This window comes from Paenibacillus pabuli, from assembly GCF_039831995.1.
Taxonomy (GTDB): Bacteria; Bacillota; Bacilli; order Paenibacillales; family Paenibacillaceae; genus Paenibacillus; species Paenibacillus pabuli_C.
On the sequence record NZ_JBDOIO010000003.1, the window covers coordinates 2,713,596 to 2,739,499 of the forward strand.

General features: G+C 49.1%; 22 protein-coding genes and 5 tRNA genes. 11 read left to right on the plus strand and 16 right to left on the minus strand.

Going from position 1 to position 25,904, the window contains the following annotated elements; genetic code table 11:
- The first annotated feature begins 14 nt into the window (after positions 1-14).
- The 3 genes from ABGV42_RS14485 to ABGV42_RS14495 all read left to right on the plus strand — a co-directional run bounded on the left by ABGV42_RS14485 (position 15) and on the right by ABGV42_RS14495 (position 2,372).
- Positions 15-710: an urease accessory protein UreF gene (locus ABGV42_RS14485; RefSeq protein ID WP_347382259.1), complete on the plus strand. Its 696-nt coding sequence runs from the start codon at positions 15-17 to the stop codon at positions 708-710.
- A gap of 62 nt (positions 711-772) precedes the next feature.
- Positions 773-1,495, plus strand: coding sequence for an urease accessory protein UreG (gene ureG, locus ABGV42_RS14490; protein ID WP_347382260.1), 723 nt, complete (start codon positions 773-775; stop codon positions 1,493-1,495).
- The gene (locus ABGV42_RS14495; protein WP_347382261.1) at positions 1,410-2,372 is read left to right on the plus strand and encodes an urease accessory protein UreD; all 963 of its coding nucleotides are present in this window, start codon (positions 1,410-1,412) and stop codon (positions 2,370-2,372) included. The genes ureG and ABGV42_RS14495 overlap by 86 nt, the downstream gene beginning before the upstream one ends.
- Before the next feature lie 116 nt (positions 2,373-2,488).
- Here ABGV42_RS14495 and ABGV42_RS14500 read toward each other — a convergent pair whose 3' ends face one another.
- The 4 genes from ABGV42_RS14500 to ABGV42_RS14515 form a co-directional block, all read right to left on the minus strand.
- Positions 2,489-2,905 carry a helix-turn-helix domain-containing protein gene (locus tag ABGV42_RS14500; protein ID WP_347382262.1) on the minus strand — a complete coding sequence of 139 codons (417 nt, stop codon included), beginning with the start codon at positions 2,903-2,905 and terminating at the stop codon, positions 2,489-2,491.
- Between the two features lie 212 nt (positions 2,906-3,117).
- A tRNA-Leu gene (locus ABGV42_RS14505) sits at positions 3,118-3,200 on the minus strand.
- Positions 3,201-3,217: 17 nt separating this feature from the next.
- Positions 3,218-3,293 (minus strand) — tRNA-Lys (locus ABGV42_RS14510).
- Positions 3,294-3,382: 89 nt separating this feature from the next.
- A tRNA-Glu gene (locus tag ABGV42_RS14515) sits at positions 3,383-3,454 on the minus strand.
- 315 nt (positions 3,455-3,769) lie between these two features.
- Here ABGV42_RS14515 and ABGV42_RS14520 point away from each other — a divergent pair.
- Positions 3,770-4,546, plus strand: a complete 777-nt coding sequence (locus ABGV42_RS14520) for a DeoR/GlpR family DNA-binding transcription regulator (RefSeq protein WP_347382263.1) — start codon at positions 3,770-3,772, stop codon at positions 4,544-4,546.
- A gap of 4 nt (positions 4,547-4,550) precedes the next feature.
- The gene (locus tag ABGV42_RS14525) at positions 4,551-5,447 is read left to right on the plus strand and encodes a Cof-type HAD-IIB family hydrolase (protein WP_347382264.1); all 897 of its coding nucleotides are present in this window, start codon (positions 4,551-4,553) and stop codon (positions 5,445-5,447) included.
- Positions 5,448-5,478: 31 nt separating this feature from the next.
- Here the strand turns inward: ABGV42_RS14525 and ABGV42_RS14530 are convergent, their stop codons facing one another.
- Together ABGV42_RS14530 and ABGV42_RS14535 are read right to left on the minus strand one after the other, a co-directional pair.
- Positions 5,479-6,150, minus strand: a complete 672-nt coding sequence (locus ABGV42_RS14530; protein WP_347382265.1) for an MgtC/SapB family protein — start codon at positions 6,148-6,150, stop codon at positions 5,479-5,481.
- Between the two features lie 250 nt (positions 6,151-6,400).
- Positions 6,401-7,000 (minus strand): flavin reductase family protein, encoded by a 600-nt coding sequence (locus ABGV42_RS14535; RefSeq protein WP_347383247.1) that lies wholly within the window; start codon positions 6,998-7,000, stop codon positions 6,401-6,403.
- 155 nt (positions 7,001-7,155) lie between these two features.
- Here ABGV42_RS14535 and ABGV42_RS14540 point away from each other — a divergent pair, with 155 nt between their 5' ends.
- On the plus strand, positions 7,156-7,854 hold the full coding sequence (locus ABGV42_RS14540; RefSeq protein ID WP_347382266.1) for an ArsR/SmtB family transcription factor: 699 nt from the start codon (positions 7,156-7,158) through the stop codon (positions 7,852-7,854).
- Between the two features lie 222 nt (positions 7,855-8,076).
- Here ABGV42_RS14540 and ABGV42_RS14545 read toward each other — a convergent pair.
- The 3 genes from ABGV42_RS14545 to ABGV42_RS14555 all read right to left on the minus strand — a co-directional run bounded on the left by ABGV42_RS14545 (position 8,077) and on the right by ABGV42_RS14555 (position 8,871).
- Positions 8,077-8,165, minus strand: a tRNA-Ser gene (locus ABGV42_RS14545).
- A 6-nt stretch (positions 8,166-8,171) separates the two neighbouring features.
- Positions 8,172-8,247 (minus strand) — tRNA-Asn (locus ABGV42_RS14550).
- A gap of 153 nt (positions 8,248-8,400) precedes the next feature.
- Positions 8,401-8,871, minus strand: coding sequence for a SprT family protein (locus ABGV42_RS14555; protein ID WP_347382267.1), 471 nt, complete (start codon positions 8,869-8,871; stop codon positions 8,401-8,403).
- Positions 8,872-8,992: 121 nt separating this feature from the next.
- Here ABGV42_RS14555 and ABGV42_RS14560 point away from each other — a divergent pair, with 121 nt between their 5' ends.
- Both ABGV42_RS14560 and cmpA read left to right on the plus strand, forming a co-directional pair.
- On the plus strand, positions 8,993-9,349 hold the full coding sequence (locus tag ABGV42_RS14560) for a hydrolase/acyltransferase (RefSeq protein WP_347382268.1): 357 nt from the start codon (positions 8,993-8,995) through the stop codon (positions 9,347-9,349).
- Between the two features lie 210 nt (positions 9,350-9,559).
- Positions 9,560-9,703: a cortex morphogenetic protein CmpA gene (cmpA, locus tag ABGV42_RS14565; RefSeq protein ID WP_095289070.1), complete on the plus strand. Its 144-nt coding sequence runs from the start codon at positions 9,560-9,562 to the stop codon at positions 9,701-9,703.
- 146 nt (positions 9,704-9,849) lie between these two features.
- On the opposite strand, the gene ABGV42_RS14570 is transcribed toward cmpA, so the two are convergent.
- The 6 genes from ABGV42_RS14570 to ABGV42_RS14595 form a co-directional block, all read right to left on the minus strand.
- Positions 9,850-12,069, minus strand: coding sequence for a Tex family protein (locus tag ABGV42_RS14570; protein WP_347382269.1), 2,220 nt, complete (start codon positions 12,067-12,069; stop codon positions 9,850-9,852).
- 277 nt (positions 12,070-12,346) lie between these two features.
- Complete coding sequence (locus tag ABGV42_RS14575) at positions 12,347-14,536, minus strand: alpha-galactosidase (RefSeq protein WP_347382270.1); 2,190 nt, start codon at positions 14,534-14,536, stop codon at positions 12,347-12,349.
- Positions 14,537-14,768: 232 nt separating this feature from the next.
- On the minus strand, positions 14,769-15,119 hold the full coding sequence (locus ABGV42_RS14580; protein ID WP_024630714.1) for a type II toxin-antitoxin system PemK/MazF family toxin: 351 nt from the start codon (positions 15,117-15,119) through the stop codon (positions 14,769-14,771).
- Between the two features lie 3 nt (positions 15,120-15,122).
- Complete coding sequence (locus ABGV42_RS14585; RefSeq protein WP_056699650.1) at positions 15,123-15,404, minus strand: CopG family ribbon-helix-helix protein; 282 nt, start codon at positions 15,402-15,404, stop codon at positions 15,123-15,125.
- Between the two features lie 262 nt (positions 15,405-15,666).
- Positions 15,667-16,854, minus strand: coding sequence for an alanine racemase (gene alr, locus ABGV42_RS14590; RefSeq protein ID WP_347382271.1), 1,188 nt, complete (start codon positions 16,852-16,854; stop codon positions 15,667-15,669).
- 439 nt (positions 16,855-17,293) lie between these two features.
- Positions 17,294-18,508, minus strand: a complete 1,215-nt coding sequence (locus ABGV42_RS14595; RefSeq protein WP_347382272.1) for an outer membrane lipoprotein-sorting protein — start codon at positions 18,506-18,508, stop codon at positions 17,294-17,296.
- Positions 18,509-18,798: 290 nt separating this feature from the next.
- On the opposite strand from ABGV42_RS14595, the gene ABGV42_RS14600 reads away from it, so the two are divergent.
- Positions 18,799-20,295: a serine hydrolase gene (locus ABGV42_RS14600; protein ID WP_347382273.1), complete on the plus strand. Its 1,497-nt coding sequence runs from the start codon at positions 18,799-18,801 to the stop codon at positions 20,293-20,295.
- Between the two features lie 41 nt (positions 20,296-20,336).
- On the opposite strand, the gene ABGV42_RS14605 is transcribed toward ABGV42_RS14600, so the two are convergent.
- A complete protein-coding gene (locus ABGV42_RS14605) occupies positions 20,337-22,199 on the minus strand; it encodes an ABC transporter substrate-binding protein (protein ID WP_347382274.1) in 1,863 nt (620 codons plus the stop codon).
- A 123-nt stretch (positions 22,200-22,322) separates the two neighbouring features.
- Between ABGV42_RS14605 and ABGV42_RS14610 the strand changes: the two genes are divergently transcribed.
- Together ABGV42_RS14610 and ABGV42_RS14615 are read left to right on the plus strand one after the other, a co-directional pair.
- Entirely contained in the window at positions 22,323-23,591 is a 1,269-nt protein-coding gene (locus ABGV42_RS14610; RefSeq protein WP_347382275.1) for an MDR family MFS transporter, read from the plus strand.
- Between the two features lie 125 nt (positions 23,592-23,716).
- The gene (locus ABGV42_RS14615; RefSeq protein ID WP_347382276.1) at positions 23,717-25,891 is read left to right on the plus strand and encodes a serine hydrolase; all 2,175 of its coding nucleotides are present in this window, start codon (positions 23,717-23,719) and stop codon (positions 25,889-25,891) included.
- Positions 25,892-25,904: the final 13 nt, after the last annotated feature.

A 25,904-nucleotide genomic window follows, 5' to 3' on the forward strand; every position in this document is an offset into this window, starting at 1 on the left:
GGAGGACTCTCTGCATGATGCAAAGTGGTACGAAGCTGCTTCGATATGTTCAACTGCTCGACTCGGCCTTGCCCATCGGCGGGTTCTCCCACTCTTTCGGTCTGGAAGCATACACTCATGAGGGCACCATTCAAACAACCACCGAGCTTGAACAATTCATCCGCAACCAGCTGCACTCCAGCCTTGTTCGGCTCGATGGACTTGCTATCAAAGGCGTCTACCAAGCATTGGAGAAACAGAACGCCGCTTTACTCGCCCTCTATGATAAGCGGGTACACGCCCAGCGAACCCCCCGGGAGATCAGGGAAAGCGGACATAAGATGGGTAAACGTCTACTGAAACTTGCTCGCTCGCTCTATCCATGGATGGACTTCTCGCTTATGGACGAGGCCGTGCAGGAACACGGCGCCTTTTGCGGGATCACTACCATTCACGGTTACATCAATTATCAGTTGGAGGTCGGACTGGACGAAGCGGTTACCGGTCATTTGTATACCTCAGTGAATGCTTATGTAAACAGCGCACTGCGCCTCCTGCCGATTGGGCAAACCGAGGCACAGATGCTCATTCAGAAACTGCTCGATGACATCGACTCCGAATGGATTCGGATACGGGATGACGACCCGGAAGACATGCACAGCTTCGGTATTGCCCAGGAAATCTACGCTATGCGGCATGAAAGCTTATCTGCTCGACTGTTTATGTCCTGATAACCCTATTTATAAACTACGCCTTTCTTAAAAAAAGCAGATAATCCAAGGAGGAATTTGTTATGTGTGGAGGAGCTAATCATACGCATCATCCGGAGTGGGAACGCAAGGCATTCGATCGCAACAGACCGATGCGAATTGGTATTGGAGGCCCGGTAGGCTCTGGCAAAACTGCCCTTGTGGAGAAGCTGTCGAAGGCACTGCGTACTCGCTATAGCCTGGCAGTCATTACGAACGACATTTATACCAAGGAAGATGCCGAAATCCTGCTGCGCCAGAACGCCCTTGCGCCTGAACGCATTATTGGCGTGGAGACAGGCGGATGTCCGCACACAGCTATTCGTGAAGATGCTTCCATGAATTTTGAAGCCGTAGACGAATTGATCGAGCGTTTTCCTGATCTGCAATTAATCTTCATTGAGAGCGGCGGCGATAACCTCTCTGCTGCATTCAGTCCAGAACTCGCAGATGTTTTCATCTATATCATTGACGTTGCTCAAGGGGAAAAGCTGCCTCGCAAAGGCGGTCCGGGTATTACACGCTCAGACCTGCTGCTGATCAACAAAACGGACCTCGCACCATATGTTGGCGCAAGTTTACAGGTCATGAAGGATGATACCGAGCGGGTACGCGAAGGACGCCCATATGTGATGTCGAATCTCATGAGCGGTGAGGGAGTATCCGAGATCGTTCACTGGCTTGAGCACCAATACATGGATGACGATGCTGCCGCTGCGCATCTGCATTCACACAGCCATGACCACGGTTCAGCCCACAGCCATTAATTCATTTCCCGTGTCGGAAGGAACCAAAACGAAGTCGGGCATTCATGCTGAAGGAGCCGTGATGCGACGCAGCGAGCTTCGAGCCACATTCGCTCTTCAAGGGGGACGCACGGTGATGACGGATCGTTATTATAGTGCCCCTCTCCGGTTTAGTCGGTCCTTTCGCACTCCGGGCGGCGGGAGTGGTTTATGTATCTACACATCCGACGTCTCTCCCGGTGTTCTTAACGGAGATCATTATCATTCCGAGTGGTATTTGGACGAAGGCACCCATGTGATGTTGAGCAGTACATCAGCGACACGCCTTCATCCTACGCCTTCGCTCCCCTCATCGGTTAATCATCACTTCCAGATCAGAAAAGGCGCTGTGCTTGAATACTTCCCGGAATGCGTTATTCCATTCAAAGGCAGTTCTTCTTCACTTACTGCCACCTTCCATCTGGAAGAACAGGCTGTTCTCGCTTATGCAGATGTATGGTCAGCCGGACGAATTCACCGAGGTGAGGCTTTTCAGTTTAGCCAGTATCGGAATTTGACCGAAATATGGCAAGGCGATCAGCTGGCTGTATGGGACCGATTCGGAATGGAACCCGGACGCGATGATCCCCAAAAATCAGCTGCATTGCTGAATTTCACCCATACGGCCGCCCTTTGGATGATCGCCCCCGGGCTGGGTACAGCCGAACTGGAAAGCATCAGGTCAGCACTGCCTCCGGACGGACGAATGCTTGCTGGCGCAAGCCTGCTCGCAAGTGGAGGAATCGGGGTTCGTCTGCTCGGCATGGCTGCCTGGGAACTTCAGGAACAGTGCCTGCAGATTTGGAACACCATTCGACCGAAGCTACTAGGCAACGAGAATCTTACGTTCCGCAAATGAACTGCACATATTCTCATGAATACAAACACGGAGATGATTGCGTTCAATCTCACATGCGTACAAAAAAACCTCTGAGCATTTCCGGTAACCATCCGGGTTTGTTCAGAGGTTTTGCATTAAACTGATTCATCCGTTTCGGGTGTATCATCTTCCTTGTATCGAAAGTCAGCAGCATTTCTACTTTCCTTGGACTTACGATAACGGGTAAATTCAATGTATTCGCTGATAAAAGACTGCTCCTCAGTCGATAATTCACTCTCCTGGCAATCCAATTGCCGCAACACGCCAAAAAAATAATCCTCCCGTTTTTCCCGCACCATCGCTTCCTTGGATGGACGTCCAATCATGAGCCAATCCAGACTCACATCAAAAAATGAAGCGATCTCAATCAGTTTATTCGTGCTTGGAATAGACTTCCCACGTTTCCAGTCACCCAAATTCCCGGTGCTGATCTTCAGTTGTTGACAGAACGCTTTTTTCGTCATCCCTCGTTCGGCAATCAGGTGTTCAATTCGCTCATATATCGACTGCATACAGAACCGCCTTCCAACCATAATATCTAATATTCATCCTTGCAATATAACCTAATCCTCGGGCAACACGATATAGATAATTATACCACAACAGTTATCAATCCTCAGCCCTTCTTAATCCCTGGGGTACGTACATTCAGATATATAAACAACACAAAAATAGACTCTCATGGATAACCATGAGAGTCTATTTCCTGATGTTGTGCATGTAATGCGGTCGAGAGGACTCGAACCTCCACGGGCGTACGCCCACTACCCCCTCAAGATAGCGTGTCTGCCATTCCACCACGACCGCATATTCAAATGTAAAAATGGTGAGCCATGAAGGGCTCGAACCTTCGACACCCTGATTAAAAGTCAGGTGCTCTACCAACTGAGCTAATGGCTCTTGCTGTAACTTCACCGATGTGCCATATCATCTCTTGTTTTAAGAACAATGACTTACGAGGTTTCCTTATTAAAAAGGTGGTGAAGATATGACCCGTAGGGGATTCGAACCCCTGTTACCTCCGTGAAAGGGAGGTGTCTTAACCCCTTGACCAACGGGCCTTATTAACAAGTTGTCTTTCTTGGCGACAAGAATGAGTATATCATACCATATTAAAATAGTGCAACACTTTTTTTTATTTTTCTTTAGAGCTTCTCTTAAAGGCTTTTTCAAGAAAATAGGCTCGGTTAACTGGCCTTTACCATCTGCAATATCGACTTTCATATCATTGTCATCAGAATCCTTGCATCATGTTAAAACAATATCAAAATACTTATAAAAACTTATGTTCACTTATAATATTGCAAATTAAATTGCAAATACTTATAATTAGGTTATCAGTATTACGGTCACTCATTAGCAAGGAGGCGGCATGTTTGTTTCAAGAAGAACGAATGCAGCTGATTATCGAACATCTTCGCAAACACAACCGGATCTCGGCAGACGAGATCGTTTCCCTTTTTGATGTCTCGCGAGACACAGCTCGCAGGGATCTGATTAAGCTGGAAGAACAGGACGCCATTATCCGAACACGCGGCGGCGCCATCCTCCCCTCTCCTCCACGTGAATATATCTCATACAAGGATCGTCTGCTTCATGTTTCGGAAGAAAAAAGAGCAATAGGGAAACTTGCTGCGGCCATGGTCCGCCAGGGAGAAAATATCATTTTGGATTCTTCGACCACCGTTCAGGCCTGTGCTGAGCATCTGAATGGAAAATCCTGCACGGTTATCACGAATTCCATTCATTCCGCAGATCTTCTCTCCAATCACTCGGCTGTCCATATTCGTTTGCTCGGCGGTAAAGTCGACAAGGAACAACGTTATGTCTACGGCGCCTCGGTGATTGAAACACTCTCCCATTATTATGTGGATAAAGCCTTTATCGGCATTGGCGGGATTACGATGGATGGGTTCAGTGCTTCCGAAGAAGAAGGCAAGATTAAGCAAAAAATGATGCAGGCTGCCAAAGAGGTCATCGTGCTCGCTGATCATTCCAAGTTTGATAAACGTTACGGATACCGTTTTGCCGACTGGTCACTGATTGATGTACTAATTACCGACCAATGGCCCTCGGACGAATGGCGTAACTTTTTAAATGAACAACAGGTTGAGATTCTCATTCCTGAACCAACAGAAGATAAGGAGTTGTAAGGTTATGAAATTATTTGCTACGGATTTGGATGGAACACTGCTTAACAGAGACAGCCAGATTAGCCCGGAAAATGCAGCCGCCATTCACCGGGCCCAGCAAGAAGGACTGCAGGTTACGATTGCAACAGGACGCGTTTATTCTGACGTTGTGGGCATTTGCCAAGAAGGCGGGATTAACACACCTGTCATCGGGTCAAACGGAGCAACCATTCATGACGCCGACGGGAACCGTCTGTATCATCTTCCGCTTGATCGTGAGACAGCAGCATCCGTTATGCAGTGGCTGGAAGAACATGAGTGTTATTACGAAGCTTCCACCCAGCAAGGAATATATGCCCCAATCAGCAGCCATGATACGATGCTTGCCGAGATGGACCGGATCCTGGGTACAAGTCCTGGTGAGGACGTGGAGCGCCTGATTCGCGCCGTTAAAAAGCATTATGACAAGAAAGACTACCATCGTGTTCATTCCCATCAAGAGATTCCTGCAGAAGCTTACATTTACAATATTATGGCTTTCTCACTTGACCCGGATCAATTGCAGAAAGGAAGAGCCTACTTTGCCTCCAGATCGGATGTCGCAATGGTGGTATCCTCTGAACACAACTTCGAGATGCAGCATCCCGATGTGTCCAAGGGTAATGCTCTCACTAAACTGGCCGCTCATCTCAACATCTCTATGGAAGATACGGCAGCCATCGGCGACAATTTCAATGATGTTTCCATGCTGAAAATGGCAGGACTTGGCATCGCCATGGGCAATGGTGAACCGGAGATTCAGGCTCTTGCCAAGGCGATAACGCTGACCAATGTGGAACATGGTGTCGCCCATGCTATCCACTCTGTACTGGACGGCAAACCGATCTCCCGGCCCGAAACCGTTGCTGAAGGCGGTCAATAAACACGGTCCTGTCAGGAAATCACACGATTCCTCACTTCAACTCAACGGATCTCACATGTGGCACATCCTGAAGCATAACAATTAACTGCTCTCCCCGGAAGGATCCGGGCATCTGAACGGTGAATTCAAGCACAGTCTCCTGAGCCGAGTCTGTGCTTGTTTGATGTTCCGTCCTGAATCCGATGACCGAAATCTTCTCCTGTCCCAGCAGCCCCAATATGGCTTTCAGGCTGTCTTCTTCCTGTCCCAGACGAATGGTTAACGTTTCTGTTCTCGCCGAAACAAGCCAGCGTGTCGGTCGATGCAGCAGCATCTGGGCGAGCACAATCAGCAGGGTTACGCCTGCTCCTGTCCAATAGAGTCCAGCACCCACTGCCAGTCCCATGCCTGCCGTTGCCCAGATGCCCGCGGCTGTCGTCAACCCCCTGACGGTATGACGCTGTGTGAAAATCATTCCCGCCCCAATGAAACCCACACCACTAACCACCTGCGCTGCAATTCGGGAAGGATCGAGCGACAGATTAGCCCAGCCTGCCTGATCCTGAAACCCATACTTCGATACAATCATCATTAACGCTGCACCAACAGCTACCACAAAATGAGTGCGTATTCCCGCTTCTTTCATCCGGTTTTTGCGTTCATACCCGATGAGGACCCCGCAGATCCCCGCTATGAGAACTCGCATCAAATATTCCATTTCCATGCTCATCACCTCTCTTATGTCAGCATGTTGCAGATTGATCGTTGCTTACCGGATTTATGCAATATGCTTATGTATATGCTTACATGTATCCTTCTTTACTATTTACCCATTCCCTGTTCAATCAATAATCCACACAGCAACTTCCTTCTATTTCAACGGACATATAAAAAAGAAGACCTGTACGGCCTCCACTTTAATTCCCCGTATTACAAGGATGGTCTGTTCCTATCCTTTCTGTTTGTATCGATCCCTATTCAGCGCGGAAGTTCTCCCCTTGTCTCTCTCCTAATCCATAATAATGGCGGAAATTATAAATTAACGGGCTCCACTTCGCCGGATCAATTTTATTCAGTCCAGAGATAAGCTTCTTATGTGCATGTACCTCCAGCGATTTCACTTCGACTACGGCCATAAAAGGCGTATGCTCCGGCGTGCGGATATGCTGCACAGACGCCTCAATCTGAAGCGGGCATTCCGCTATTTTCAGAGGTTTAACCCGAAGCGATTCCTGAGCTGTTAACCCGGCTGCTTCAAATTTCTCGGAACAAAATTCATAGCCCATGTGTCTTTTCTCCTCAGGAACCGGATATGTACCCGTATAACGCCCCAGAGATTCGACTGCTCTCCACATGGACGCATCCGGCAAATTAATGACACATTCAGGATGTCTTTTTAAGTTCTCATATGCTTTTCCCTGTATACCCAAACCAAGAACAAGACAATCCCCCAATGCCCAAGAAGAGGACAATGGCGACAGGTTCGTTGTCCCGTCCTCGTTCAAGGTGCTCAAGAGAAGTACTGGCGTTCCATAGTATAAAATGCTTGGGTGAATCGTTTCATGCTGATCCATTACGGCCTCCTCAGCAAATCGTTTTCTGGCGTTTTCCGTATTCATTGGTTTGCTCCATCTCCTGTCTCTCACGTACTTGGCCCTCGATGCAAGTTCGACCTTTGCGGTGGCCTATCCCAATTGTAATATGCCAATAGTTCAAGTATCATCGAAGTATGAATGCATATCCAAATATATCTGTTATCGCCTCATTAATTGCGGATCCGAGTCGCGCAGTCTTCCTCGAAGCACTGCTTGATGGACGGGCCCTGCCTGCAGGCGAGCTGGCCTATATGGCTGGTGTCACACCCCAAACCGCGAGCAACCACCTCGCCAAACTTGTGGACGGCGGGCTGCTGGTCGTTGAACGGCAAGGCAGACATCGCTATTACCGTTTGGCAGGTCAGGAGATTGCCTTTCTGATTGAGACGATGGGCAGTATCGCTCCTCCTGTTCAGGTGAGGTCACTCAAACAGTCCAACCAGCTCCAGCACCTGAGTTTTGCTCGTACCTGTTACGGACACCTCGCTGGTAAGCTTGGGATTTCTTTGTGCGATGCATTATTACGGGAGGAATATCTTCTGGAGCCGGAAGAAGATCAGGCCAAGGATTATCACATTACAGAGAAAGGAGTTCAATGGTTCACTTCCTTCGGGCTTGATCTTCAGGTGAAACCGGGATCAAGACGTGCCATTGCCCGCAAATGTCTGGACTGGAGTGAACGGCGTCATCACATTTCCGGACTGCTCGGAGAACAAATGGAACGCAGACTGTCACAGCTGAACTGGACACGGAAGAAACCAGGCAGCCGCTCTGTTGAAGTCACGGAGGAAGGCAAGAAGGGTTTATACGAGGTTTTGGGAATCTCACTGTAGGTAGGTTAAATTGTAGCTGTTATCAAAGGAAGATAAAAACCAAAAATCCCCTTCACAACAAACCATAAAACGGTTCATGTGAAGGGGATTCTATTCGTATAATCAATACGGAGAGAGAGGGATACTCTCACTTCGCTCGAGACTGCGATGTGTCGCTATCGAAGACTATGCTCCGACGAACCTTTAGGGTTCTCATCCCTTTGCAGAGAAGTATATTCAGAACGGAGAGAGAGGGATTCGAACCCTCGCACCGCTTACGCAGTCTAACCCCTTAGCAGAGGGTCCCCTTATAGCCACTTGGGTATCTCTCCAAGAAATGGCTCCCCGAACAGGACTCGAACCTGTGACAACTCGATTAACAGTCGAGTGCTCTACCAACTGAGCTATCAGGGAATAATCTCGAATAAACATAATTTATCATGATTAATAAGCCAAGTCAATAACCTTGTCTACACTTTCTGGCTAGTTGTAAAAAAGGGAGAAAACGCTAATTATAAAGGTACATTTTATACCCTATTCAACAGGTTATGCCTATTGTAATTGATACTATACGTTTGAAATGGTTTGGAGTCCCAGCTTACCGGCGCATCGGCCGCACCTGTAACGTTTGGGATCCATTTTTCGTTTACGCAAATATTCCGTACCACAACTCTTGCATACCAGCTTGTACCGATAAGGCAGCGGCTTCCTGCCCTTGCCATCCGGTAAGGATTGACAGAACCTTGAACCGCCTACCTTTTGCAAAAGAGCCTTGAACTCCGGGTCCCTATGGCGATAGCCGCGTCCGCGTATATGCAGATGGTAGTGACACAATTCATGCTTGATGATCTTCTCGACTTCCTCCCGGCCGTACGCTTCAAGCTGATGTGGATTAATCTCAATTCGGTGACTCTTCAGCATATATCGCCCGCCAGTTGTCGTCAGACGACGATTAAACAAGGCCTCGTGGGTGAACGGAACCCCGAAATGATCGAGAGATACCTGCTCAATCCACTGCTGCAACTCAGCATTATCCACCCGGCTTCCCCTCCTTTCTCACCCCTCGGAACGCTTGATTTTCCAGTATAACACTTGAATTTTAACCGTTTCGTAGGCTACACTGTCAAGTAGAATGTATGAGGGGAGATTATTACTCGTTATGCCTACAATGCGCTATGTCATCCTGCAGCAGGAGCAGCAATTGCAGTTTGTTGAAATGCCTGCCGATTACGCCTATCAGCTCAGTGCACTCAACCTGCGTCTGCACAAAGAGATTGATAAACTTACCGCGGCGGATGTACCTGTACTGCCCTGGGCCATCGCTGAATGTGACAACCTTGATCTTCTGAACGAGCAGCTTAGCATCATCGGAGGGCTGGAGTACATCAATGCGCTTGAGCATAGTTTCGCCCAACTGCGTGAGACGCATTATCCCTTGATTTCCTTACTTACTGAAATTCGGGCCCTTCAAGCCCAGCTGGAACAATGGTACGAAGAAGAAATGGAATCACTCTGATTGATTTATCGTTTTCTAAAACTGCACACCCTAACCTGTAAGCGCATTTCCGTAAACCGGATTTGCGCTTTTTATCTTATTAGAGTCAACCAGGACGGTTGACGAGCCGGACATTGTTTTTACTCACTCCAAGCGGGTTAATCCGCACAGTCCAGGCTGTTGCCACATATGCTAACGTACAGATGAATTATGCAAGAGGAGGAGATCCCTTTGCCTCAATGGCTTTGCAATCAACTGATGCGTGCATTTCACAAAAAGGACAGCAGACAGATCAAGCTGCTGAACGAATGCTGGTTCTTTTACCGGAACAAACCTGCAAATGGCACACCGCGCAGCGCGGATCGTGAACTCTAGAATCTGACCTCACTCTTCATGTCCCCAACCAATTCACTCTTCCTTCATGAACTCATTCGAAGAATATGGAACGGACGACAACACCATTCGAGCCGATCAACAAACAGCCTTCCCGTAACTGGGAAGGCTGTTCTCGGATCTTGGGATTAGGAAGTCTGCTTCGAAGCAGGCTTTTTCATGGTCAGGCCGACCCGGCCCTTTTTGGTATCCACATTCATAACCCATACCGTTACATTGTCACCGACAGAAACAACATCCATTGGATGCTTCACGTAACCGTTGCTCAGCTGTGAAATATGGACAAGTCCATCACTTTTGATCCCGATATCGACAAAGGCACCAAAATCAATAACGTTGCGAACAGTACCTTGAAGTTCCATGCCTTCGACCAGATCCTCAATTTTAAGGACATCCGTACGGAAAATAGGCAGTGGCATTTCTTCACGCGGGTCACGTCCCGGGCGCTGTAAGCTGTCGAGAATGTCGCGCAGTGTAGGCACACCCACGTCCAGTTTCACCGCCAGTTGTTCAGGCTGCTGCTCGGATAGAAGCACAGACAACTCCTTGCTGCCAAGCTTGTCCAGTTCCACCTGAAGTTCTTTGAACAACTGATCGACGACTTTGTAGGATTCCGGGTGAATCGGTGTACGATCCAGCGGATTCTCACCTTCACCAATACGCATGAAACCTACGCATTGTTCATAGGTTTTGGCACCCAGACGTGGTACCTTCTGCAACTGACGACGGTTCGTAAACCGTCCGTTCTCCTCGCGGTACTTTACAATGTTTTTGGCAATGGTCGCATTCACGCCGGCAACATAGGACAACAGTGATGGCGAGGCCGTATTCACATCCACGCCTACATGGTTAACCGCTGACTCCACGACCGCTTTCAGACTTTCCTCCAGAATCTTCTGAGAGACGTCATGCTGGTATTGTCCTACGCCAATTGCTTTTGGATCAATTTTCACCAGTTCAGCCAGGGGGTCCTGTACACGACGGGCAATGGAAGCTGCACTGCGTTCGGCCACATCCAGATCCGGGAATTCCTCCTGTGCCAGCTTGGAAGCGGAATACACACTTGCTCCAGCTTCATTAACAATGAGGTACACGAGGCTCTCATCGCCATTTTCCTGAATGATCTCGGCCACAAACTGCTCCGTTTCACGGGAAGCTGTACCATTACCGATAACGATCAATCCGATATCATACTGCTTGATCATCCGGTGAAATACCTCGGCTGCTTCGCGCTTTTTGTTGTGCGGCGGCGTTGGATACGTAACAGCCACTTCCAGCAGTTTGCCCGTATCATCCACTACAGCCAGTTTACAGCCAGTACGATAAGCAGGGTCGACACCAAGCACACGTTTGCCATGGATCGGGGGCTGAAGCAGCAGGTTACGCAGATTGGCAGAAAATACGGAGATCGCCTGACTTTCACCCTTTTCTGTCAATTCTGCCCGGACCTCACGCTCAATCGAAGGTGCAATCAGCCGTTTGTAGGCATCTTCAATGACAGCGCGCAATACGTCCTGCACCGCAGATGCCCCTTTGATGATCTGACCTTCCATATGACGATGGGCCGGATCAGATGGCACTTCCAGACCTACTTTCAGAATATTCTCACGCTCACCTCGGTTAATGGCGAGAATCCGGTGCGGAGGCATCTTTTTAGCCAACTCACGATAATCATAGTAGTTCTCATATACGGATTCCTGCTCGGCATCCTTCGCTTCCGAAGTCAGCATGCCATGATCCAGCGTATAGCGACGAATCCACGCACGAATGGTCGCATCATCAGCGATGTTCTCGGCGAGAATGTCTTTGGCTCCCTGAAGGGCTGCTTCTGCATCGTCCACTCCAAGCTCGGCATTGATGTAACGCGCAGCTTCCTCGAGCACATTCCCCTGTTTCGGTTGACTCCAGATCCATACAGCTAAGGGCTCAAGACCTTTTTCCTTGGCTACGCTGGCACGTGTTTTACGCTTCTGGCGATAAGGACGATACAGATCCTCTACCTCCTGCAGCTTCACAGCCTGGGTAATGGACTTTTTCAGTTCTCCCGTCAGTTTACCTTGTTCTTCTATAATACGGATGACTTCCACTTTGCGATCCTCAAGGTTACGCAGATATACGAGACGTTCCTCAATCAGTCGCAGCTGGTTCTCATCCAGCTCTCCAGTCATTTCCTTACGGTAGCGGGCGATAAACGGAATCGTGTTGCCTTCTTCCAGAAGCTCTGACGTCGTGCGCACCTGCTTCAAGGCCAGTGACAGTTCCTTGGCTACCTGTTTGATGATTCTTTCCTGGCGTTCCGCCTTTATTGTTTCTTCATTGGGTTCCAGAACCGTTCCCTGTTCAGACAAATAAATCCCTCTTTCCTTCCTGAATCGTTTCAGATTAAGCATGTTCAGGGCAGCTATGCTGCTGTAATCACATTATCAAATCTGCATTCATGCAGATTGCTCTTCCCTATATTATCACAAAATCCCGTTCAGTTTTCCAGCATTCATACCAGTTACAAGTTCTTACAGTGGAGTCCATGGTTCATCGCTTCGCGTAACCCATAAGAAAAGACCGAAAAACGTCACCCCGACGTATTCCGGTCTTCCCCGAAAAGCACTGCATTAAACGCAGGATTAACTATACCCGTTCGAATCGGAACATCTCGCTCAGGTAATCACCCGATGCACGGCCTACAGAAATTCCACCATACATCAATGCATCCCCCGTGTACGTCTCCGTACTGCCCTTCAGGCGGTAATCGGCATTCGGATCCAATCCTTTCAGCTTCAGACGTTGGAGCGGCGCATTGGGCTCAGACAACACGCGGAAATAGAATACAACCGCTTCGCTTCCATCCGGTGCAATAAACATCCATGCGGTTTCATTGCCCTCAAACGGACTGAGCAGACGACGGAACGTGCCATACTGAATGGTGCTCCGAATCTCCTTGTACAGCTCCACTTGAGCCTTCACAATGGCATTCTCTTCCTCTGTGAAACTTGTCAGGTCAAGCTCGTAGCCAAAGTTGCCCGACATGGCAACATGTCCGCGGGTCTCGAGCGATGTGATGCGGTTAACCTGATGGTTCGGTACGGCCGAGATATGCGATCCCATGGAACTTACTGGATACACCAGACTTGTCCCGTATTGGATGCGCAAACGGGAGACAGCATCCGTATTGTCGCTTGTCCACGTTTGTGGCATGTAATACAGCATTCCCGGATCGAAGCGGCCCCCGCCGCCTGAACAGCTCTCAAACAAAATATTAGGGAAGGAGGACGTAATCCGTTCCATCACTTCATACAAACCAAGCATATAGCGGTGAGCTGTCTCACGCTGTCTATCCGCAGGCAGAAGCGCAGAGCCCACCTCCGTCATATTCCGGTTCATATCCCACTTCACATAAGAAATCGGTGCAGATCCCAGCACATCGCTCAGCATGCGTACGATTTCATCCCGGACGTCCTGACGGGAGAAATCCAGCACCAATTGCTGTCTGCCCTCTGTCCGGCGACGATCAGGCACATGCAGGCACCAGTCCGGGTGCTTGCGATACAATTCACTGTCCGGCGAGATCATCTCAGGCTCGAACCACAGTCCAAACTGCATGTCCAATCCGGTTACCCGGCTCGCCAGATCCTCCAGACCTTGAGGCAGCTTGTTCTTGTCCACAATCCAGTCTCCCAGCGAGGAGTTGTCGCTGTCGCGATGTCCGAACCAGCCGTCATCGAGTACAAACAGCTCAATACCGAGCTTCTGTCCTGCACGCGCAATCTGTTCAATCTTGTCCGCATTAAAACCAAAATACGTTGCTTCCCAGTTGTTAACCAATACCGGGCGCTCTGTATTGCGGAATTTGCCGCGTGCAAGCCGTTCGCGATAAAGTTCGTGATAAGACTGGGACATGCCGTCAAGTCCTGCATCAGAATATACCATGACCGTTTCAGGCGTTTGGAAAGCTTCTCCGGATTCCAGCTTCCAGCTGAACTCAAACGGGTTAATGCCGAGTGATACACGCGTGGTGTGGAACTGATCCACTTCCGCTTGCGCTGTAAAACTTCCGCTGTATACGAGACTGAAGCCGTATACTTCTCCCTGATCTTCATCCGTACCTGGCGTCATCAATGCGATAAACGGGTTTTGTTGATGGCTGCTTGAACCACGGCGGCTCTCGACGCCTTGCAAACCGGAAGCTAGAGGGCGACGAACAATATCGCGTTCCCGCGTCCATGCACCCGACAGCTGCAGCAGCTCATAATCGGCATGTGGGAAATCTACGGATGTGCTTAGGGCACGAGCCACATTCACCGAGGTAGCGCTCTCATTTATGATACGCATGGACCGCGTAATAGCGTTGAAGGAAGAATAAGCTGTATAGGAGAGCTCGATGCGAACTCCTGCCACGCGATCTTCCATCTCGATTACAAGTGTATCAGCTTCATCTGCAGATTCCACATAGGTCGCCGGCAATCCCTGAAGAGCAGGTTTCCCTTTCTCCAACCGATGGCCGATATACGTGAATTCCGAGACGCTTGAACCATTCTCAAGTTGAAGCTGGACTGCCGGGTTACGGAAATCACTTGTTCCATAGACTGGCAGTTCCAGCGGAAGTGTATCGAATGAAATCGTCCGATCCTCCGGTACCGGATTCGGGCTGAAGGAAGCACGCTCGGTCCGAACATGCAGCCAGCTCAGATCCGTGTCGCGCAATTTTTTGCCATAATACAGATGTACCAAATATCCCGAAGGAAGCACCTGGAATACATAACTTGCCTTGCGGGTTTGTAAATGAAATTGTAGTTTCTCCTGATTGATATAAATGCTCATACGTCTCCTCCACCTCTATATACGTCTTTGGCGTAAACGGTTTCTCAGGTTCCATTATAGCGAAAAGCACGCCAATGTTCTACGCTTTCATTTTAGTTTAATCAAAAGAGCGTACCGCTGCCCTTGGGCCGCGATACGCTCCTCTGATCTGTTGTCTGTAATTGTGTGTTCCCCGCAAGGAACATCCCGCAGCGGACGGATTGCTGGCAGCCCAAACAGACTGCCTTGCAACTTAAAAATCGATCAAACCCAGACTGATCTGTAACGCCTCATTGACCAATTTCATGGTCTCCTCGTCCAGATGGGTAATCTTGTCAGTCAGTCTTTGTTTGTCAATCGTCCGTATTTGTTCGAGCAAAATGACAGAGTCCCGGTCAAAGCCATGAGCCGCAGCATCAATCTCGACATGCGTCGGCAGCTTTGCCTTCTGAATCTGGGCGGTAATAGCCGCCACGATACACGTTGGACTGAACCGGTTGCCGATGTCATTCTGGATGACCAGCACCGGCCTGACTCCACCTTGTTCGGAACCGACAACGGGAGAAAGATCCGCAAAAAAAACGTCACCGCGTTTTACGATCAATGTCTACACCCCGCTAACTAAGCGGTCCAGAGTGCTGTCCGCATCTTCCTCCGCGTGAAAGGCCTCGGATGCCATGGTCAGATTAATTTTTGCCATCTCCATGTACCCGCGCTGCATGGACTCACGGATGTAACGCTTCTTCCGTTCGGTCAAATACAGCTTCATGGCCTGCCTAATCAATTCGCTGCGGTTGGAATTCTCCAGCGCTACGATGCCATCCACTTCCTGCAGGAGATGATCAGGCAAACTGATCATAATCCGCTTGGTGTTCTGCAAGTTGGCCACCTATCTTCCACCCCCACAAACCTTTCGCCATTGTGAACCAGTATTACGTTTTTCCAGAACTTTTATACAAAGGAATATATATGCCCCGAGTATATCAAGTATGCTGTACTCCATTATAAACATGGGGGGCAATATTCGTACAGACCAAACATCTCTTTTCAGGATTTTTCATCCTCGTCAATATAACAACATTCGAGATGCTCCGACAGTTTTCCTTCTGTTCCGAAAAAAAGTTTATTGGTAATAGCGTCCAGTTGACTTGTCAGGATGTCAAAAGAGGATTGATCTTGGCGACTTCCATACCGTTCCGGAAATAGATTCGCGGAATCCGGTGAGCCATCATGCAGATCACCTCATAGGCAATCGTACCAAGCTGAGAGGCCACTTCATCTGCGGTAATGACACCATCAGATTGATGACCGATGAGGACAACCTCTTCGCCGGCTTGAATTTCTTCCGCCTCCTCAGCGAAAGATTGCAGCGACACCATACACTGATCCATGCAGATCGTACCGACGACGGGAACGCGGCGGCCACGTACAAGCACTTGAGCTTTACCTGTCAGCATTCTTGAATATCCGTCTGCATAGCCGATAGGCAGGGTCGCAATTCGTTCGTTCCCTTGTGTCACATAACGGGTTCCGTAGCTGACGCCCCAATGAGGCGGCAGCGTCTTGACCAGAACCGCCTTCGTCTTCAGTGTCAATACCGGGACCAGTTTCACTACCTGATGATTCACCTCGGCTGAAGGGTACAGCCCATACAGACTGATACCCACTCGAACCATGTTATAGGATAATTCCGGTGTATCAATGGCAGCGGCACTGTTCGCCGTATGTATAATCGGGATGACACATCCCTGATCCCGCAGCGCTTCAACCACGCTTCGAAACCGTCGATACTGCTCCAGTGTATAGGTCTTATCTTCTTCATCCGCCTTGGCATAATGGGTAAACATACCTTCGAGCAGGATCTGATCCATTGATGCTGCTTGCTGTATGAAAGCAAGAGCTTCATCACCGGGCAGCAGCCCCAGGCGACCCATACCACTGTCAATTTTGATATGAACCTTCAGTTGTTTCCGGGACGATCCTGTATCCAGATCACGAATGGCTTCAAGCACTTCCCTGCTGAACAGGGTTATGGTCACATCATGTTCTCTGGCCACAGCAATGCCTTCAGGCGGTGTATAACCCAATACCAAAATCGGAGCCTTGATTCCGTTTTGTCGCAGTTCAAGCGCTTCGTCCAGAAAAGCGACACTCAGATAATCCACTCCGATTCGTTCCAATTCTCTGGCCGTCTCCACAGCTCCATGTCCATAAGCGTTCGCCTTGACACAAGCTAGAAACTTCATGCCTTGCGGCAGGGCTGAGCGGAAAGCGTCTACGTTGCTACTCAAATGATCCAAGTTGATTTCCACTTGGGTCGGCCGATATTGTCCTTGCACGTTCTGTCACCTTCTCTAGTCATCTTAATCCGGCTCACATATCAGACTCCATCGTAATGCTCAAGCATGTGACTGTCAAATGAGCAGAAGAACAGTGACTCCAAAAGCGTGCCCAGCATAATTCGAGGCCGGAAGCGGATGAAGAAACAGGCTGATAAGCGATACTGGCATGAGTCACTACATGCAGCTTCACGCCATCTCTATCTGCCTATACCGATTACTTACCCGGTTCATCCCGCATATAAGCGTGTTTTGTATTTATTGGTTCAACCTGCCCATTTCACTGCTCACTTCTCAAGCAATACCTATTACGAAACGTCCTGTTTTTACTCTCCATAATATGCTGCGCCAACCTAACTGTGTACATCAAAAAGCACCGGAGAACAAGTCCCCGATGCTCCTTAGCATTCCTAATGCCCTAGCGACTATACCTTTTACATCATTTACCTGACTGCTCCTGCATGGATGTTGCAATTTGGACCATTTCACTCTCCGGCAGATCTGCACTCGTGATTCTGTATTCAATTCCATCGGTCATCCATGTTAACGTTTGTAAAGCGTCTCCACTAATCATGCCCAATGTGAATCCGAGATCCACAACGCGAGATGGCGCGAGTGATACGGCTCTGTCCTGCGGTCTGGCTTCGAAAATCGTATAGTTATATGTTCCTTCGTAGCGGAGCATGACCGAGTAATCGCCGGATTCCTCCACAATTTGATCATCCTTCAGCTTGACGCCTTCCGGAGCGTAAGTCGGTTCGATCACTCCAAAACTGCCGGCTCCTTCCGGTTCGGTCATGGTAGGCTCCTCTGTGCCTGGTTCAACACTCGCCGGATCCTGAGCTTCTTGCTGTTCCGGATTCTCGCTCACACCGGTTTGTCCATCACTGACTCCTTCTGCAGAGCCTGTTGTCGGTTCTTGACCAGGGGCAGTCTCGGAGCTTGCCGGCTCCTTGGAGCCACTCTCTCCTGCCTGTTCGGCCGGATTCGTACCTGTATCCGTTCCGCTGTTTCCGTCTGTCCCTGCTGTCATGTTGCGCTGCATATCGAATGCATCCTTGCCGAATTCTGCACCGAATTTGAAGCTGTCAAATTTCACGTCAACGACCACGTTTGCATTGGAGTCTGATACCTCCACCTGTTTGGGAGCATAATCACTTTTGTTCAGCCAGATTTTCTGTCTGACCAGTGCATGCGTATTATAATTGGCAGCTACATCGAATACGTAGCTTTCCTTCTCATCTGCGAACTGACGTGTCGTATCGCCCGTAATGCTGCGGATCAATGTCTCATAGAGATAAACTTGACCCTGATTATCCGGCCAGTTGCTTTGGAACCGGAAGCTTTTATTCTGGCTTGGCGTCAGGACGAATACGCCCTCATCGTTCCGGAGTACAATCTGGGTGACATCCTTTTTGGCATTGGTAAGCGCGATTCGGTAATATGAAGGCTTCTGATGCCATACCTCGACCTTATACTGCTGCGGCGTATCTCCGGTATGCAGCGTCATGACGCCTGCTCCCTGGTAACTCTCCATCTCTCCTACGACTTCGTTCAGATCTTTGACCACGGCTGCCGCATCCTTCTTCCCGCAGGCGGCAAGTAAGGCCGATAAGACCAATACCATGGCAAGCATCCATGATATTCGGCGCATGACATCATCCCCTTTAGCACATGTTTTCACTTCAGGATTGTGCGTACTGCAGAACCCCTACTTGATTAGTACATGTCTATGAGGGACTTGTTCGATTTATGCGGACTGGTTTGACAAGCTTTCTGTTCCCTTGTTAGGACAAGCGCTGACAGGTAAATCAGTCTCGGGTCGGATGTTAACTTTATCCAAAAAAGGCATAGTTGATAATGAACACCTCATGCATGACAACTACATACGAGTTTTGTTTTCTTGGTTTGATCTCACTTTATATTTACATTGGAGGGATAATAATGACTACAACCAAACATCGCTCATTACTGGACGGATTGGATGAATTTGTAGCCGGACAGCTGCAAACCTGGAAGGGTGTTGGAGCAGCTGTCGCTGTTATTCACAAGAACGAGGTCATTTGGCAAAAGGGCTACGGGTATCGCGACCTGGAATCCAAACTCGAAGTGACTCCAAGCACCCTCTTTGCCATCGGATCAAGTACGAAAGCTTTTACGGCAACAACGGCTGCCATGTTAGTTGATCAAGACCTGCTGAAATGGGATATGCCCGTAAAAACGTATATGGAAGAATTTAAAATGTTCGATCCTGTAGCTACGGAACGCCTGACCATTCGTGATATGTTATGTCACCGCTCGGGACTACCCAGGCATGAGATGGTATGGTACAACTCTGAACGGACCAGAGAGCAACTCGTAAACGCTCTACAGTATCTTGAACCAAATGAGGATTTCAGGAATAAGTGGCAATATCAAAACCTGATGTACATGACTGCGGGATATCTGGTCGGGAACTTAAAGGAGACTACCTGGGAGAAGCTCGTTCAGGATCACCTGTTTAAGCCATTGGGGATGACATCCAGTCTGTTCTCTGTGGAGGAAATGCAAACCCAGCCTGATTATGCCGTTCCGTATATGGAAAAAGACGACGAGAATGTACGAATTCCTTATCGAAACATCGATGCTGTTGGCCCGGCAGGCTCCATTAACAGCAATCTGGAAGACATGATCGCCTGGCTGCGATTGCAATTGAATCAGGGACAGTATGATGGACAGCAACTCGTCTCCAAGGAACAAATGGAAGTATTGCACAGTCCGCAAATGCCATGTGATTCTCCGTTTCATGGTCCAGAGATGCCTATCAGCACGTACGGACTGGGCTGGATCATCGAACCTTACCGTGGACATTCGTTGATTCATCATGGGGGCGCCATTGATGGTTTTAGTTCACAGGTTGCCTTTTTGCCAGAGGAAGAGATCGGGATCGTAGTACTCTGCAATACCCATGGAAGCATTATCCCTTATACCGTTACATTTAACATCATAGACCGATTGCTTGGAATGGAACCTGTGGATTGGAGCGAGAAGATGGCCAAGTTAATGAGTGGCGGCGAATCAGCGGAATCTGCAGTTCCGGATACGCCAGAAGCGCTAGACCCCGCAGCAGTACCCGTGGCCGATACAGAGGAAAAAACGGATAATGCAAACGTCGTCTCCCTTGACCGACCTGTAACTACCTACGCAGGTATCTATTATCATGCCGGTTACGGAGAATTGTCCATTCAACTGAAAGATGACGGCTTACAAGCGATATTCAACGAAATTGATATGCCCATGGAATACACGGGAAATGACACCTTTTCCGTCCTGCTAGTTTTATTTGGACTCAAAATCACGTTTACTTTCCAAGTTGATCAAGAAAATAACGCTCATTCCATTTCCATTCCGTTTCTGATGGAACCAGGTACGAAACCTATCGAGTTCATCAAGAAAAGCTAGATTAACTGCCCACTACAAGGCTCATCCCGCCTGTGTCTTACTTACCACAGCGGGATGTAAGCCGGATAGCTCGCTTCCTTATGATCAGCGTCTGGTTTGCGTTTTACCCATAAACGTCGCAGATCGGGCATCCCATACCCCACCACATTGTAATCACGAAGGGAGGCATGATGGGCATGCTCCTCTCTGAAACTATAGGCGGGAAGCAGCAATGCCTCTTCAATAAGTTTCGCCTCCACGCCCAGCAGCGCTGCCAGTCGTTCTCCTCCATCGCGAATTCCCACGATGCGCCTGCATTCCTTGTCCAATTCCCTCTTCCGATCATCATCCATGGCAACCAGAAACAAGGTATTCTGAAAAGTAAACATGGTGACCAGGCTCAGCATGATATGATCATCGAACACTTCCCCGGTGTACACGAGATCACATGAGCTGAATTCATCATGGTACACCGCACGAACAGGGTCACCTGGAACGATATCGATATGCACTCCAATCCGTTCACAGCGCTGCACGAACCAGAGCATGTCTGTCTCCATTTTCTTCCCATCCTCCACCCATAACCGCAGCGTCTGCCCCGCATAGCAGCTTCGCTTAAGCAGTTCTTCCGCTTGGGCCACTGAGGGTTCCCTAGTGGATTCCAACACTCCTGTCCGTTTCTCTCGTATAGAGGAGCTTCTTCGAGTCCCTCCCCCCGTTGTTTCCCCGCAATTATCCCGAACCAGACTGTATGCAGGCTGAGTAGATGTACCCGGGAACGCATGGATCAACTCCTGCTGATTCAGCAGCTGCTGCACAGCCCGGCGGAAATACAGATCCTGCTGCGGGCCTTCTTTTCGCATATTAAACGTCATATACACTCCGCCCTGAACTTCATGCTGTACCGCATGAGGCGGTCCATCCGAAAACAAATCCTGCTTGATCACCGACTCTACGAGTTCGGACTGCGGGAGCTGCCACACCTCAACCCGATCAATGTAGGCACGCCCTCTGAAATAGGAAGGAAATACGTCCAGCACCAACAGTCTGGGGTGATTCCTCGTTAAACGATAAGGTCCTGTCCCAACCGGATGCATCCGGTCAGGTTCAACATCCCGCGGCAAAATCGATGCACACATGCTGCTCATCAGATCCGGGAACATGAAGTTCGGGCTATATAAGGTAAAACGTACCGTCAGCTCATCAAATGTCTCGATCTTCGCAATGGTACCAAATAGCGGACGGCAGGGATTATTGATATCCTCAATAATTCGTTCAAATGTGAACTTCACATCCACTGCATCCAGTATTTTTCCATGATGGAATAGAACACCTTTGTGCAGATAAAATGTCCATTCCGTCCCTTCAGGATTACTCTCCCATGCCACGGCAAGACTCGGCTCACAGCTGCGACGCTCAGCATTATAACGGACCAGGCGATCGAATACCTCTGCCACAATGCCCACTTCTCCCCACATGGCAGCCTGGGTCGGGTCCAATGTCTCAAACGGAAAGTTTTGTGGTATCCGCAGCGTATCTATCCTTCCCTTGGCACTCTGGTCTGAACGTAGACCAAACGGATCCTGCAAACCATGCATTAACATTTCCCGTAACGAAAACGGAAGACTCGCAGCCAACTCATAGGCCTCTTCCAGCCTGTTGCCCTGCAGGAGGCGATCAAAACGCTCACGGGCTACATCAACTAGCGGTGCATGAAAAATAAGCACGGACTTTTTGCCTCTGCCACGCTTCGGGCTCCACCGAATCCAGTTGTTATCCATGAACTTGTTCATGATTAAATTCATGTTGCGCATCGTGCAGCACAAATGCTGCGCCAGCTCTCCAATCGTCGTTTGCCATTCTTCATCGTCATGAACGTGCGGAAATGCCGTACGCAATTGAATATAATGGTCAGCTGCTTCCATGACATTCCCTGCCCTTCTCATCCTGCTAAAATACGAAATCCATTCATTCGCTTCTACAGTTTTTCTTCAGGTTTTTCTCCATTATACTCAGTAACATCCACATGACAAAGCGGGAAGGAAGAAATGCAACCGATGAAATATGCCGATTTGCACCGCAACATTAAAATTCGTATTATCACTGATTTTTTTACAGACTTGACTCAGAAATCAATCATTCCGTTCATGGCGATCTATCTGAGCGTCCAGATGGGAGATGGTTGGGCCGGTTTGCTGCTGACGGTTAACATTGTCTCCTCCATGATCGCTGGCTTGGGCGCAGGATACTGGTCTGACCGGATTGGTCGTAAAAAAATGATGGTTACCGCTCAATGTGTGCAAGTGTTCGCCTTGTTCTGGCTGGCTGCGGCGAATTCGCCCTGGCTGGACTCGGTAGAACTGACTTGCATCATGTTTTTTCTTAGCAGTCTAAGCTCGGGCATTACCATCCCGATCGCGGGTGCGATGATCGTGGACGTTAGCAGTGAACAGGAACGACATTATGTATACGGATTACAGTATTGGACGACCAATGTAGCCATTACGTTTGGCGCGTTGATGGGCGGGTTGTTATTCGACTCTTTCCGATTCATCCTGTTCAGTCTGGTGTGCGTGGAGAGCCTGGTAACCTTATTCATTCTATTGTTTTTCATTCAGGAAACCATGGAAAGAACAGAAAGAACGGGCTCTGCTCAGACCGTGGCTCCTGTCAGGAAAAACATGCTGAAAACCTATGGAGGTGTACTCCGGGACAAAAAGTTCATGGTCTTTTTCACTGCCACGGTTCTGGCCGTCTCTCTCGAATTCCAACTGGATAAATACATCGCTGTCCGTCTGAAAAGCGAGTTCAGTGCACAGCTATTTCATTGGAACATTTCGGGGCTGCAGATGTTCAGCCTAATCCTGGCGATCAACACGGTACTGGTTGCCTTGGTCGCTATTCCATTCTCCAAATGGATGGCACGGTTTCAATCCAGATCCATCATGACGGTAGGCATGTGCCTCTACACCGCCGGGTTCACCGTACTTGCATTCAGCAACTGGGCATTCCTCCTCATCGGGTCTGCTGTCCTGCTGACGATTGGCGAATTGATGTACTCTCCAGTACGTCAGGTGCTTCTTGCCGGGATGATTCCCGATTCGGATCGTGCGGCATACATGGCCGCAGATGGTATGAGTTATAATGTCGCTGCCCTGCTCGGCAGTTTAGGGCTGACGATTGGAGCTGTGCTGCCTTCATACGCCATGGCCGGCCTGTATGTCCTCATCGGCGTCTCTGCACTCGTATTTTTCCGTCAATCGCTCAGGCCTTCAGCCGAACCGAGCGAGTCCCAGCGATGTGCGGATGCTTCATAAGCTCATCATTGGTAGAAAACCTTTCAAATTTCGTAATCTAACTATCGTGAAACCTATCGCACCAATTGGGAGTAATACACAGTGAACAGGCTTTATTGCCAAAATTTGCGCAAGGGAGTGTTTACATGCATTTATTCAATCGAAGGAGCCGCTTCAGATCCACCTCGCTAACGGGAGCATTTATGGCTTTCGTCCTTTCGTTAAGTCTCTGGGCACCAGCGGTTCATGCGGAAACCCCATCCATTCAGGTCAATGAAAAGGAACAAGCCCAAGCACTGACCACCGAATCAGTAACATCATTTCTGGATACGTTTTTTGATTCAGCTGAAGCTAAGGCACAATATGTCGGTGCTTCCGTTGTTGTTGTCAAGGATGGCAAAGTCCTGGCAGAGAAAGGCTACGGCTATGCCGATCAGGAGAGCAAAACGCCCGTCGATCCGAAGAGCACGGCTTTCCGCGTAGCCTCTGTCTCCAAAACATTTACGGCTGCAGCCGTCATGCAATTGGTGGAGCAGGGCAAGGTTGATCTGCAAGCGGACTTTCAAACGTATGTGAAGGGACTTGAGTTTGATAACCCTTTTGACAAACCCGTCACTGTGGAAAACCTGCTTACACACACCACTGGATTCGAGATTCGCGATCCGCAGCAGGAAGATATTCACGCCGACTTCAACAAAACCGTCTCCATGGAGGAATATGCACAGCAGCACATGCCTCCTGTCATCAGAGAACCAGGCAGTGCCTACATGTACGACAACTTCTCATTCCTGCTGCTTGGCATGATTGTGGAGAATGTCAGCGGCGAACCGTTTGAGGCTTACATGCAGCAGCATATTTTTAAACCACTTGGTATGGCTAACAGCAGTTTCGTGCTGAACGACAAGTTCAAGGATCAGCTCGCGACAGCGTATGATGCGGTACATAACCCGCTCGATCTGTACACCATCGCTCCAACTCCGATGCCTCAAGGAGGCATGTTGTCCACAGCTGAGGACATCGGGAACTTCATGATCGCTTTCCTGAATGATGGTGTGAAGGACAATGAGCGTATTCTGAAGGAATCCACCGTAAAAAGCATGGAGCAATATCGCTCTTCCATTCATCCGACACTCCCGGACACTACGTATGGATTTGAAGCAGCATTTCAGCTGCCTGGTGCGGGCAGCAGTCCCGAGATTATTACCAAGGCAGGCGACCTGATCGGTTTCAGCTCTTATCTCTTCCTTATTCCGGAGCAAAATACAGGCGTCTTCCTTACGTACAACCAAGCGGGTGCTCTTCGTAATCTGTTCTACCCGGCTTTCATTCAGACCTTCTTCCCGCAATATGCGGAACCGGTCGAATTCAAGGGTTTTACGCCCCAATCCACCAATGAACTGCAGCGCTTCGCCGGGCTATATGCTGACTTAAGACTTAGCACAATTGTCAGTTCTCTCCAAAACGGGGGCACGGAACCCGGGAAATTGAGCATTTCAGATGCCTTCCTGGGCCCACGTACCCTGATCCAGGTTGATGAGAATCTGTTCAAGGATGAGTTAACGGGTCAATTTACAGCCTTTAAGGAACAAGCAGATGGAACGATCTATATGAAAGAACCCTACCTCAATCCACTTGGATATGAGAAAAAAGGGCAGCAGCCTCAGGGATTCCGGGATGTTCGTCCGGAGAGCCCTTATGCCAAGGCCATCTATGGATTACAGTCGCTCGGTCACTATGACAATGATGCAACCGAAGCATTTCAGCCCAAGTCGGCCGTTACACGTGCTGAATTCATTGAAGATGTACTGAAAATGAGCGGACTCAAACCAAGTAAAACAACACCGCCCGCTGATAGCGATTGGGCCAGTCACTCTGCAGCTGGCTACATTCAGCTCGGCTACGAGTCCGGCATGATCACAGGTGCGGATTCGGAACAGTTCAAGCCGGATCAAGTCATTACTCGCCAGGAAGCAATGGTCATGATCTGGAGATCACTGCAGCTGCAGTATCCGAATGAGCTGTTCCAGGATGTGAAGCTTGCAGGCCAAGCGGATAAGTGGGCTGTACCTGCAATCCAGATGATGGTTAAGCTCGGAATCCATGGTCCGGAAGTGAAAGTACTCGAGGATGGATCTGTCGATGTCCTCGCTCGCAAACCGCTTATTCGCCAAGAAGAGGCTGCCATCATGTATCAATTGTTTACTCAGCCAACGGATATGATTGTGGCTGAACTTATGGCTAAGCAGCCTAAATCGGAAACCTCCAATGCTAGTGAAGCTGTTGAGGAGCAGCCATCATCTGCCAATACTGAAACACCTTAAATGACCAAAGTGT

Coding starts and splice junctions, on each gene's coding strand:
- ABGV42_RS14485 (WP_347382259.1), top strand. CDS start 15: ATGATGCAAAGTGGTACGAAGCTGCTTCGATATGTTCAACTGCTCGAC.
- ureG (WP_347382260.1), top strand. CDS start 773: ATGTGTGGAGGAGCTAATCATACGCATCATCCGGAGTGGGAACGCAAG.
- ABGV42_RS14500 (WP_347382262.1), bottom strand. CDS start 2,905: ATGCAGTCGATATATGAGCGAATTGAACACCTGATTGCCGAACGAGGG.
- ABGV42_RS14525 (WP_347382264.1), top strand. CDS start 4,551: ATGAAATTATTTGCTACGGATTTGGATGGAACACTGCTTAACAGAGAC.
- ABGV42_RS14530 (WP_347382265.1), bottom strand. CDS start 6,150: ATGGAAATGGAATATTTGATGCGAGTTCTCATAGCGGGGATCTGCGGG.
- ABGV42_RS14535 (WP_347383247.1), bottom strand. CDS start 7,000: ATGGATCAGCATGAAACGATTCACCCAAGCATTTTATACTATGGAACG.
- ABGV42_RS14540 (WP_347382266.1), top strand. CDS start 7,156: ATGAATGCATATCCAAATATATCTGTTATCGCCTCATTAATTGCGGAT.
- ABGV42_RS14560 (WP_347382268.1), top strand. CDS start 8,993: ATGCCTACAATGCGCTATGTCATCCTGCAGCAGGAGCAGCAATTGCAG.
- ABGV42_RS14575 (WP_347382270.1), bottom strand. CDS start 14,536: ATGAGCATTTATATCAATCAGGAGAAACTACAATTTCATTTACAAACC.
- ABGV42_RS14595 (WP_347382272.1), bottom strand. CDS start 18,508: ATGCGCCGAATATCATGGATGCTTGCCATGGTATTGGTCTTATCGGCC.
- ABGV42_RS14600 (WP_347382273.1), top strand. CDS start 18,799: ATGACTACAACCAAACATCGCTCATTACTGGACGGATTGGATGAATTT.
- ABGV42_RS14605 (WP_347382274.1), bottom strand. CDS start 22,199: ATGGAAGCAGCTGACCATTATATTCAATTGCGTACGGCATTTCCGCAC.
- ABGV42_RS14610 (WP_347382275.1), top strand. CDS start 22,323: ATGCAACCGATGAAATATGCCGATTTGCACCGCAACATTAAAATTCGT.
- ABGV42_RS14615 (WP_347382276.1), top strand. CDS start 23,717: ATGCATTTATTCAATCGAAGGAGCCGCTTCAGATCCACCTCGCTAACG.